The sequence below is a fragment of the Arthrobacter sp. H20 genome, from assembly GCF_000520515.1.
GTDB lineage: Bacteria > Actinomycetota > Actinomycetes > Actinomycetales > Micrococcaceae > Arthrobacter_D.
The window spans coordinates 25,622-35,707 of record NZ_KI914720.1 but is presented as its reverse complement, the minus strand read 5'-3'; the positions used below and the strand labels follow the sequence as shown (position 1 = coordinate 35,707).

Below are 10,086 nucleotides of genomic sequence, written 5' to 3'. Positions count from 1 at the left end.
CCGCCCGCAACGCGGGCCTGCCGCTCAGCCGTCGGAAAATCACTGTCAACCTGATCCCTGCCTCGCTGCACAAGCGCGGCTCGGCCTTTGACCTGGCGATCGTCATGGCGGCGCTGGCGGCTACCGGCGAGGTCAGTGGGTGCGCTGATACTGTCTTCATCGCTGAAGTGGGACTCGACGGCCGGCTCCGACCGATCAGCGGCGTGCTGCCAGCGGTCATGGCAGGTGTCAAGGCCGGATACACGCGGTTTGTGGTGGCGGCTGGCAACCAGGGCGAGGCAGCACTGGTCCCGCAGGCAGAGGTCAGAGGCTACGCGAGCCTCGCCGAAGTGTTCCTGGCTTTCGGCGCCGATCCTACGAAAGTCTCCCTCCCCGAGACGATGACCGGCCCGGTGCCAGTGCCAGCGTCGCCCGTCCCGACGGCTGCGCCAGCCCGCAAAGACATGGCTGATATCGCTGGCCAGTCGACCGCCCGATTCGCCATCGAAATCGCCGCCGCCGGCGCTCACCACATGATGATGGTGGGCCCGCCGGGTGCCGGTAAGACGATGCTCGCTGAACGCATGCCCGGAATCCTCCCCGACCTCTCCGATGCCGAAGCAATGGAGGTGACAGCCATTCATTCCCTTGGGCGGGTGCTCTCCTGTCACGGCCTGCAGCGACGGCCGCCGTTTGAGAGCCCACACCATACGTCCTCAACCGCATCGATTATCGGAGGGGGGAGCGGTATCCCGCGTCCCGGAGCAGCATCGCGGGCTCATCGCGGTGTGTTGTTCCTCGATGAGGCGCCCGAATACCAGCGAGGAGTCCTGGAGGCCCTGCGAGAACCGTTGGAGAGCGGAGAGCTGGTGCTGCACCGCTCGGCGGGCACGGCATCCTACCCGGCACGTTTTCAACTCGTGATGGCGCTCAATCCCTGCCCCTGTGGACTGGCAAGTGGCAAAGGAATCGACTGCGTGTGTACAGCGGACCAGAGGCGCCGATACTTCAATCGCCTATCCCAACCGCTCCTTGATCGGGTAGACCTCCAGTTGGCAGTGTCACGGGTGTCTCTTGCCGACTACGCTGACGGTGCCGCAGCCGAGTCTTCAACGGTCGTTGCTGCACGGGTAGCCGCCGCGCGCGCAGCCCAACGGGAACGATTGGCCAAGTGGGGAGCCCACACCAACGCCGAAATGTCGCCCTCCGTGTTGAACGAGGGCCTGAAGTTGCCCAAGGCTGTCAGCGCGCCGGTGGACAAAGCCATGAACAACGAAACCCTGACCATGCGGGGACATGACCGGGTGCTGAGAGTGGCCTGGACCCTTGCCGATTTGGGAGGGCGCACCTCGCCGACAACTAACGATGTCGACATAGCGCTGAGCTTTCGGCTGCAGGAGAGGGCATCATGACAGGTTCACTTGACCCGACAGTCGTTGCCCGGGCGGCGCTCTCCCGGCTCTTCGAGCCATCGGATACAGTCGGACTTGCTCTGACCGTCGCCGCTGGTCCGGCAGATGCGCTGCTGATCGCCACCGGTCAGGCCCCGGTTGGGACCGCCATGGCCCGTGAGGTGGCTGGCCAGCTCGAGTCCCATGGCATCAGTGGCCGCCCAGAGGCGCTCAGGGAAGCACTCGAACGATGGAAACCGCGGGTCGCGGACCTGGCTCCCGAACGTGACCTTGCGACCCTCGAACGCCTGGGCGGGATACTGCTCACCCCTGAAAGTGACCTATGGCCTCAGGCACTTGATGACCTGCAACTCTCAGCCCCCTCATGCCTCTGGGTGCGCGGTGACTGCTCAGCAGGTCTACCCGAGCTCAACCGCATGGCGGCGGTCGTCGGATCACGGGACAGCACCGCCTATGGAACTGCTGTTACCGGAGACCTCGCCGCAGGTCTGGTGAGTCGTGGATACACGGTCGTTTCCGGTGGAGCCTACGGGATCGATGCCCAGGCCCACCGCTCCGCCCTGGCTGCGGCAGGCGAGGAGCGCATCATGCCCACCATCGGCGTCACAGCGTGCGGCGTCGATCGGTACTACCCGGCTGGCAACGAGCAACTCCTTCGCGAGACGGCACGGCGTGGGCTCCTTGTCGCCGAGGTGCCACCTGGGTCCTCGCCGACGAGGTGGAGATTTCTTCAACGCAACAGGCTCATCGCCGCCCTCTGCGCAGTGACAGTAGTGGTTGAGGCACGCTGGCGGTCGGGTGCGCTGAATACTGCCCACCACGCAGCAGGGTTGGGGCGCGTAGTAGGGGCGGTGCCGGGCTCGGTGTATTCGGCTAACTCGGCAGGATGCCATCGGCTACTGCGGGAAGGCAGCGCCGTGTGCGTCAGCGATGCTGCAGAGATCGCTGAACTCGCCGGTCCGATCGGCACCGAATGGGTCCCGGAGCCTGAACAACGTGCCGCGGTGCACGATGGGCTCAGTGTTGAAGACCTGCTCCTGCTTGACGCCCTTCCCGTCAGAGCGAGCACCACCGTGGACAAACTGGCCTCGGTGGCTGGACTGGGTATCCGGGATGTTCTGGCGGGCCTCAGCCGGCTGGAGCTCAGTGTCCTCGCAGAACGAACCGACGACGGCCGCTGGCGACGTGGAAGCACTCATCGCAACTGAACAACGAAAGGAACAAGCACATGAAGACCCATATATTCATTGCCAGCCCGATTGGTAGGCTGCTGCTGGTTGCGGAACGGGGTGCGCTCACGGCTGTCTATCACGAGGCCCACGACCCGCCGCCCATACCGTCGGCCGTCGGGGTCCCATTCGCCACTATCTCCGGTCAGCGAACGGTGTCCAGCGCCCCCGCCGGACCAGTCGGAAAGGGGTTGGGGGCCAAGGAACTCAGCGACAACGGTGCTACTGTCGCCAGTCTGAAAGCTGAAGCGGCCACCTTCGAGCGTGCGAGCGAACAGTTTTGCGCCTACTTTGCCGGCCAGCGCCGGGCCTTCAGTCTGCCTGTTCACGCGGCCGGGACTGACTTCCAACAGCGGGTGTGGGCTGCCGTGCTGGACATCCCGTATGGGGAAACGCGCAGTTACAAGGAGCTTGCGGCACAACTTGGAAACCCTTCAATGGGTCGGGCAGTCGGGGCAGCGATCAGGGTCAACCCGTTGGCAATCATCATTCCCGGACACCGGGTGGTCAGGTCTACCGGCGGGATCACCGGCTACTCGGCGGGCCCGGAAACCAAAAGGTTCCTGCTCGATCTTGAGGCGGGTGATGCAATCCGCCCTGCTGCGTGAGGCCCGTGCGGAGCGCCTCCTTGAGGATGCCCACCGAAGGGCGCAGAGTATTTAGATGCAACAACTGCCCGAGCCGTTCCAGAACACGGTGGATCGGTATCAGCGCTACCTCAGCGCCGAACGCAACCGTTCGGTCCACACCGTACGCGCCTACCTCACCGACATCGGTGGGCTGCTTCGCTTTGCGAACCAGACGGGCGTGACCCGGCTGGACGAGATCACCCTTGCCGACCTCCGCTCTTGGCTCGGCTCGATGGATGCCCAGGGCCAGGCACGGTCGACTATCGCGCGCCGGGCAGCGACCGTGCGGAGCTTTCTGGCCTGGGCGGTGCGGGAAGAGCTCATCGAGGTCAACCCTGCCCTTCGTCTGCGCGCACCCAGACGGGAAAAGACCCTGCCGGGCGTCCTGTCAGCGAAACAGCTCGGCGGGATCTTTGAGGGACTGCGGACCGCATCGGTCGACGGCAACCCGGTGGCGCTGAGGGATACAGCCCTGGTGGAGGTGCTGTACGGCACCGGCATCAGGGTGGGGGAGCTGGTCGGATTGGACATTGACCATCTCGACACCGATCGACGCACCCTCCGGGTGGTCGGTAAAGGCAACAAAGAGCGAACTGTTCCCTACGGCGTTCCAGCCGCGCATGCCCTGGATGACTGGCTCCGGCGGGGCCGGCCGCAGCTGGTCACTGCAGCTAGCGGGTATTCACTGTTCCTGGGCCGACGTGGCGGCCGGGTTGATCAGCGCCAGGTCCGGTCGACAGTTGAAAAGCTCTTCGCGGGGGTTGACGGCACCTCGGCGACCGGACCTCACGCGCTCCGCCACAGCACTGCCACCCATCTGCTGGACGGGGGTGCAGACCTGCGGGCGGTGCAGGAAATCCTCGGGCACTCAAGCCTCGCCACCACTCAGATCTACACCCACGTATCGGTTGACCGGCTCCGCGCGAGCTATGAGCAGGCGCACCCACGCGCCTAGTGGTTAGCACCGGAGGCCACCGCAGCCCCTCTGGGCTGCGTTGGCGCAATCAGGCGATGTAAGGCAGAATGATGCCTAGTCTGCCGTGTCGGCAGACACATCCGGAAGATTTCATTCTCATTGCAGGTCGTTGGGGAAGACGTACCTACAGCTATGGAGGATGGAATGTCTGGTATCACGGCGCGCGGAGTGTTGTATATTCACTCAGCCCCTTCTGCGTTATGCCCACATATCGAGTGGGCCATCGGTTCGGTGATTGATCAGCGGACCGATCTTAAGTGGTCCCCTCAACCTGCCTCGCCCGGCATGTTCAGGGCAGAATTGTCCTGGGTCGGACCCCAGGGAGCCGGTGCCCAGCTGGCCTCAGCCCTGAGAGGCTGGGCTCACTTGCGGTACGAGGTCACCGAGGAGCAGAGTGCTGGTGCCGATGGCGGCCGGTGGTCGCACACCCCTGATCTGGGCATCTTCCACGCAGCTACCGACGTTCATGGCAACATCATGGTGACCGAAGACCGCATCCGGTACGCCTACGAGACCGGCGCAGGCGACCCCGCTGCTGTCTATCACGAATTGTCACTGGCTCTTGGCGAATCCTGGGATGAGGAACTTGAGCCGTTCCGGCATGCTGCTGAGGGCGCCCCCGTCAGGTGGCTACACCAGGTGGGCTAGCACCCCGAACTCTCAGCAACAGAAGGCGCCGCCCCTCAGGGCCGGCGCCTTCCAAGTCAACGGTGAAACTGGGACTGCCTAGACGCTGCGCACCACGATCACAGCGTTGTGTCCGCCAAAACCAAACGAATTGCTCAACGCCACCAGATCACCGGCGGGAAGGGTCCGTTCGGTAGTGACAATGTCCAACGGAATCTCGGGGTCCTGGTTTTCCAGGTTGATGGTCACCGGCAGCTTGCGCTCATAGACGGAGAGCACTGTCATGACGGCTTCAACAGCACCCGAGGCGCCCAGCAGGTGGCCAGTCTGCGACTTGGTTGCCGACACCGCCACGTTGTCGATGTGGGAACCCAGGGCCGTTTTCAGGGCAATATACTCCGGTTTGTCGCCCACCGGCGTGGACGTCGCATGGGCATTGACGTGACCGATGTCGGACGGCTGAACCCGGGCATCAAACATTGCTGCCTTCAAGGCCCTCGTTGCGCCGAGTCCGCCAGGATCGGGGGCGGTGATGTGGTAGGCGTCAGCGGTGACCGAGGTGCCAGCCAGCTCGCCGTAGATCCGTGCTCCACGTGCCAGTGCGTGCTCTTCGGCCTCGATGAGGAGCGCTCCGGCACCCTCACCCATGACGAACCCGTCACGGCCGACGTCGTACGGCCGGGACGCGTGCTCTGGATCGTCGTTGCGACGCGACAGGGCGTGCATGGAGGCGAACGCGGCAATCGGCATCGGGTGGATGGCAGCCTCGGCTCCACCGCACATGACGACGTCGGCCTTGCCGGAGCGAATCAGTTCCAGGCCCTGGTGCAGAGCTTCGGTACCCGAGGCGCACGCCGACACGGGGGTGTGGGCGCCAGCCCTGGCTCCGAGGTCAAGGCTGACGGCTGCAGCTGGACCGTTGGGCATCAGCATGGGCACGGTCATGGGCAGCACCCGGCGGGGTCCCTTGGCCCGGAGTGTGTCCCACGCGTCGAGCAGGGTCCACACACCGCCGATTCCGGTGGCAAACGCGACAGCGAAACGGTCGTGATCTATTTCCTCAAGCCCTGAATCCCGCCAGGCTTCGCGGGCTGCGATGACCGCGAACTGGGTGGAGGGATCCATGCGCTTGGCTTCAACTCGTGAGAGGACCTCGCTGGCGGGAACGGTGATCTGCGCGGCGAAGGTCACGGGCAGGTCATACTCCTGGACCCAGTCGGCTTCAATGGTTCGGGCACCGGAGACACCTTTGAGGGCGTTCTTCCACATGGTGGGAACGTCGCCGCCAATCGGCGTCGTCGCGCCCAGGCCGGTGATGACTACTTTGCGTGCCATGGTTCACTCTCTAAAACGTGGTGGTGTAGCTGTGGAACGTGCTGAGCGGCGATTGTGGGGCCAGCAGCGTAGTGCTGGCCCCACAACTGGGTGCCTAGGCCTGGGCGCCTGAGATGAAGGTGACGGCGTCGCCGACGGTCTTCAGGTTCTTGACCTCTTCGTCGGGGATGCGAACGCCGAACTTTTCCTCAGCGTTGACCACGATCGTCATCATTGAGATGGAGTCGATGTCCAGGTCATCGGTGAAGGACTTGTCCATTTCAACCGATTCTGGTGCGAGACCAGTTTCCTCGTTGACGATTTCGGCCAGTCCGGCCAGGATTTCTTCGTTGCTAGCCATGGATGGCTCCTTTTCTTTTCTAGCCGGATCGAAGACCCGACATGGTTCATCAAACCGCGGTTGACGGTTTTGCTTTGGAAAACTTAGGGGAGTACTACCACCTGGGCGCCGAACACCAGTCCAGCACCAAAACCGATCTGCAACGCAAGGCCTCCACTGAGGTGGGGATTTTCCTGCAGCAGGCGATGCATGGCGAGCGGAATGGATGCGGCCGATGTGTTTCCAGCGTCAACAATATCGCGTGCCACCTCAACGTGCTCCGGAAGCTTCAGCTGTTTGACCATCTCATCGATGATGCGGATGTTGGCCTGGTGGGGCACAAACGCAACAAGATCCTCAGCTGTCACCCCCGCCTCGTCGAGGGCCCGCTGTGCTACCTTGGCCATTTCCCAGACTGCCCACCGGAAGACTGTCTGGCCATCCTGGCGCATGGTCGGCCATGATGCTTTTGGCGCGTCGTCAAGGGATCCGCCGACTGCCGCGACCGAGGCCAGCTCAGCATCGCGAATGTCCAGCAGCGAATGGGACATTCTGATCGCTTGGTGCTTGCTGCCATCCGAGCCCCAGACAGAGGGGCCAATGCCAGCGCTACCGGCCGGGCCGATCACCACTGCCCCGGCGCCGTCTCCCAGCAGGAACGAGATGGTCCGATCCGAATTGTCAATGAAGTCGGACAGTTTCTCGACGCCCACCACCAGCACGTACTCGGCAGTTCCCGCGTGAACCATCGCGTCAGCCTGTGCTATGCCGTAGCAGTAACCGGCGCAGGCCGCTGATATGTCGTAGGCCGGTGCCGGGGTAGCCCCGAGTCGGTCGGTGAGGTGGGCAGCCGCTGACGGCGTCGCATAGGGGTGAGTCACAGTCGAGACGAGCACAGCGCCGAGCTGCGATGCCTCAATGCCGGCGCTTTCCAGCGCACTTCTCGCTGCCGCCTCCGCCATGTCAATCACGCTGGTGTTCCGATCGGCGCGGTGGCGGGTCACAATTCCCGTGCGTTGCCTGATCCACTCATCCGAGGAATCGATCCACTGACAAATATCCTCATTGGTGACAATGACATCTGGCCGGAACACCCCAATGCCGTGGATGCGGGTGTGCTCGCGCAGTGGTGCTTGCTTCAAGGCCGGGGCGTTCACGAATGTCCTTCTGCGATGGGGGAAATGACCGGATCCGGAGTTCGGGAGTGCTCATCAATAAACGCAGCCGCAGTACCAAGATCCTCCGGCGATTTTACGGCCAATGTGGGTATCCCGCGCATTCCCCGCTTCATCAACCCGGTCAACGTTCCTGCTGGAGAGAGTTCAACTACCCCGGTGACGCCCATCTGCTCCATCTGTGCCATGCAGAGGTCCCACCGGACCGGCCGGGATACCTGGGCGATCAGGCTGTCCAGGTTGGCGTCGCCACTGGTCACCGGCATACCGCCGAAGTTTGATAGCAGGGTAGCTGCCGGGGCCATCGGTCTCAGGGATGGCCGGAGTCCCTGCAGCGCTGCAGTTGCGGGGCTCATGTGATGGGTGTGGAAGGCGCCGGCGACCTTGAGGGGGATGACTCGAGCCTTGGCGGGTGGATCGGCACTGAGAGCTGCGAGTTGCTCAAGGGTGCCCGCCGCGACCACCTGACCGCCACCATTGCTGTTGGCGGGTGTGAGTGAGTGGCGGGCGAGAACCTCTGCGACGTCGTCGGGGTCGCCACCCAGAACCGCACTCATGCCGGTCGCGACAACTGCCCCTGCCTCAGCCATGGCCGTGGCACGCACCCGAACAAAGGACACGGCGTCCTGTTCGGAAAGGGCGCCGGCAATGGCCGACGCCGTCAGCTCGCCCACGGAGTGTCCCGCCACCACTGTTGCGGCAGTCATCGGGCGGCTCGCCAGCAGCACGCGCCCCGTAACCAGACCAGCGGCAACGATCAGGGGCTGCGCCACGGCAGTGTCCTTGATCGTCTCCTCATCGGAGGTGGTGCCGTGCCGGGTCAGATCCACCCCAGCCTGGCCACTGAGGGACTCAAGATGATCACGTACGCCTGGGAGTTCCAACCAGGGGCTCAAGAAACCGGGCGTTTGGGACCCCTGACCGGGGCAGACAATTGCAAGCACGTATCAAGCTTTCCAAATTGGGAGCGGATTATTGGGTAGTCCGGTGAACGAAGCTCCGGATGCCGCGTTGTAGGAAGTCTACAACGAGGAGCCGGGTTACGGACGAGTAGCTGGACGCTCCGACGGGGCGGGTGGGGGCTGGCTCAGCCGACCGACTACCAGCGCGGTTTGCAGAACAAAGGCCTCACGGGGGAGCAGCGGATCCCAGCCGGTGATATCGCAGACCCGCCGAAGCCGGTAGCGGACGGTGTTGGCGTGGACGAACAGCTCACGAGAGGTCGCCTCCAGCGAATGTCCTAAATTCAGGTACGCAGAAAGTGTTTCTTCAAGTCCGTTGGATGCACCGACCAGTGGGCGGTAGATGTTCCGAATGAGGGCCTTGCGCGCTGTGTCATCCCCGGAGATCACTCGTTCTGGCCACAGATCGTCGGCCGCGACCGGGCGTGGTGCGGCGGGCCAGGCCCGTGCCGCGGTGAGACCTGCGAATGCTGCCTGGGCCGAACCACTCGCTGCGACAAGGGATTCCGATTCCGGGCCGTAGACCACGGGCCCCGGCCCAAAGAGGTCGCTGAGCCTGCTGAAGGTGTTTTCCTTGTTCTCCAGTCCGCCCAGCACCAGAATCAACCGGTCGCCCTGGATGCCTACCAGGGTGTCTTCGGCGATCCGGTCGGTGGTGCGGCGCAGCTCGTTGAGGAAGAGGGCGTTGGGTTCGGGCGGCGAACTGCCGACCATGACCGTGATGCGGGCCTGGGATTTCCAACCCACTGCGGCGATCCGGGAGCGCAAAGCATCAGAACTTTCCCCACGCAGGATGGCATCGACAACCAGCGCCTCAAGCCGGGTATCCCAGGAGCCGCGGGTCTCGGCAGCCCGGGCATAGACGTCAGCTGCCGCGAACGCCACCTCCCTCGAATAGCGCAGGACCGCCTCGCGGAGCGCGCCCTGATCGGCATCCGCCGCAAGATCCGGCACCCGGTCTTCCACTACCTGAACGACCACGCGGATCAGCTGGAGGGCCTTTTGCAGGCTGATGGAACGGGTGAGTTCCGTGGGCGCTGTGCCAAAAACGTCGCTCAGGACCCAGGCGGGGGAGACCGGACGCTGATACCAGTTCACGAAGGAGGCAATTCCCTTTTGTGCCACCATTCCCAGGGCCGACCGCTCGTCGGGGCGCAGCCCCCGATACCAGGGCAGGGACGCGTCGAGTTGCTGCAGGGTGGCGGTTGACAGCGCGCCGATCTTCGACTTCAGCCGCTCCACCGTGTCAGGATCGGCGACCGGGATCTGGGTCCTGCGGGAACTGGGGGGAAAAGGGCGGTCGGACACAGGCATTTCTCGAGCATACGTCCGAAGCAGCGTCAGGCTCCATTTTGTGTGGAGGCTACAAACACGCCGAGAACTCGACAAGCGCCCGAAAGAAACTGCCCTGGGGCTCAGGATGGCCGGTTGCAACCGGCCATC

10 protein-coding genes are annotated in these 10,086 nt (G+C 63.8%); 5 read left to right on the top strand and 5 right to left on the bottom strand.

The genetic code is table 11. From position 1 onward, the window contains the following. From Y703_RS18275 to Y703_RS0106095, 5 genes are all read left to right on the top strand, one after another. Positions 1-1,391 (top strand): YifB family Mg chelatase-like AAA ATPase (locus Y703_RS18275; protein ID WP_035764041.1); only part of this gene is annotated, 1,391 nt, incomplete at its 5' end. Continuing rightward, positions 1,388-2,599 (top strand): DNA-processing protein DprA, encoded by a 1,212-nt coding sequence (gene dprA, locus Y703_RS0106110; RefSeq protein ID WP_026552006.1) that lies wholly within the window; start codon positions 1,388-1,390, stop codon positions 2,597-2,599. The genes Y703_RS18275 and dprA, both read left to right, overlap by 4 nt. Before the next feature lie 20 nt (positions 2,600-2,619). After that, entirely contained in the window at positions 2,620-3,228 is a 609-nt protein-coding gene (locus tag Y703_RS0106105) for a methylated-DNA--[protein]-cysteine S-methyltransferase (RefSeq protein ID WP_035764039.1), read from the top strand. Between the two features lie 55 nt (positions 3,229-3,283). Further along, the gene (locus Y703_RS0106100; RefSeq protein WP_035764037.1) at positions 3,284-4,204 is read left to right on the top strand and encodes a tyrosine recombinase XerC; all 921 of its coding nucleotides are present in this window, start codon (positions 3,284-3,286) and stop codon (positions 4,202-4,204) included. Positions 4,205-4,369: 165 nt separating this feature from the next. Then, a complete protein-coding gene (locus tag Y703_RS0106095; protein WP_026552003.1) occupies positions 4,370-4,873 on the top strand; it encodes a DUF3145 domain-containing protein in 504 nt (167 codons plus the stop codon). A gap of 78 nt (positions 4,874-4,951) precedes the next feature. Here the strand turns inward: Y703_RS0106095 and fabF are convergent, their stop codons facing one another. The 5 genes from fabF to Y703_RS0106070 all read right to left on the bottom strand — a co-directional run bounded on the left by fabF (position 4,952) and on the right by Y703_RS0106070 (position 9,957). Beyond that, positions 4,952-6,187, bottom strand: coding sequence for a beta-ketoacyl-ACP synthase II (gene fabF / locus Y703_RS0106090; protein ID WP_026552002.1), 1,236 nt, complete (start codon positions 6,185-6,187; stop codon positions 4,952-4,954). Between the two features lie 94 nt (positions 6,188-6,281). Further along, entirely contained in the window at positions 6,282-6,527 is a 246-nt protein-coding gene (locus tag Y703_RS0106085; RefSeq protein ID WP_026552001.1) for an acyl carrier protein, read from the bottom strand. Positions 6,528-6,610: 83 nt separating this feature from the next. After that, complete coding sequence (locus Y703_RS0106080; protein WP_026552000.1) at positions 6,611-7,663, bottom strand: beta-ketoacyl-ACP synthase III; 1,053 nt, start codon at positions 7,661-7,663, stop codon at positions 6,611-6,613. Continuing rightward, entirely contained in the window at positions 7,660-8,625 is a 966-nt protein-coding gene (locus tag Y703_RS0106075; RefSeq protein WP_026551999.1) for an ACP S-malonyltransferase, read from the bottom strand. The genes Y703_RS0106080 and Y703_RS0106075 overlap by 4 nt, the downstream gene beginning before the upstream one ends. Positions 8,626-8,721: 96 nt before the next feature. Further along, positions 8,722-9,957: a PucR family transcriptional regulator gene (locus Y703_RS0106070; RefSeq protein WP_035764035.1), complete on the bottom strand. Its 1,236-nt coding sequence runs from the start codon at positions 9,955-9,957 to the stop codon at positions 8,722-8,724. Positions 9,958-10,086 lie beyond the last annotated feature (129 nt).

Bases quoted from the DNA above. Each gene is read 5' to 3' on its own strand.
- dprA (WP_026552006.1), top strand. From the start codon at position 1,388: ATGACAGGTTCACTTGACCCGACAGTCGTTGCCCGGGCGGCGCTCTCC.
- Y703_RS0106105 (WP_035764039.1), top strand. From the start codon at position 2,620: ATGAAGACCCATATATTCATTGCCAGCCCGATTGGTAGGCTGCTGCTG.
- Y703_RS0106100 (WP_035764037.1), top strand. From the start codon at position 3,284: ATGCAACAACTGCCCGAGCCGTTCCAGAACACGGTGGATCGGTATCAG.
- Y703_RS0106095 (WP_026552003.1), top strand. From the start codon at position 4,370: ATGTCTGGTATCACGGCGCGCGGAGTGTTGTATATTCACTCAGCCCCT.
- fabF (WP_026552002.1), bottom strand. From the start codon at position 6,187: ATGGCACGCAAAGTAGTCATCACCGGCCTGGGCGCGACGACGCCGATT.
- Y703_RS0106085 (WP_026552001.1), bottom strand. From the start codon at position 6,527: ATGGCTAGCAACGAAGAAATCCTGGCCGGACTGGCCGAAATCGTCAAC.
- Y703_RS0106070 (WP_035764035.1), bottom strand. From the start codon at position 9,957: ATGCCTGTGTCCGACCGCCCTTTTCCCCCCAGTTCCCGCAGGACCCAG.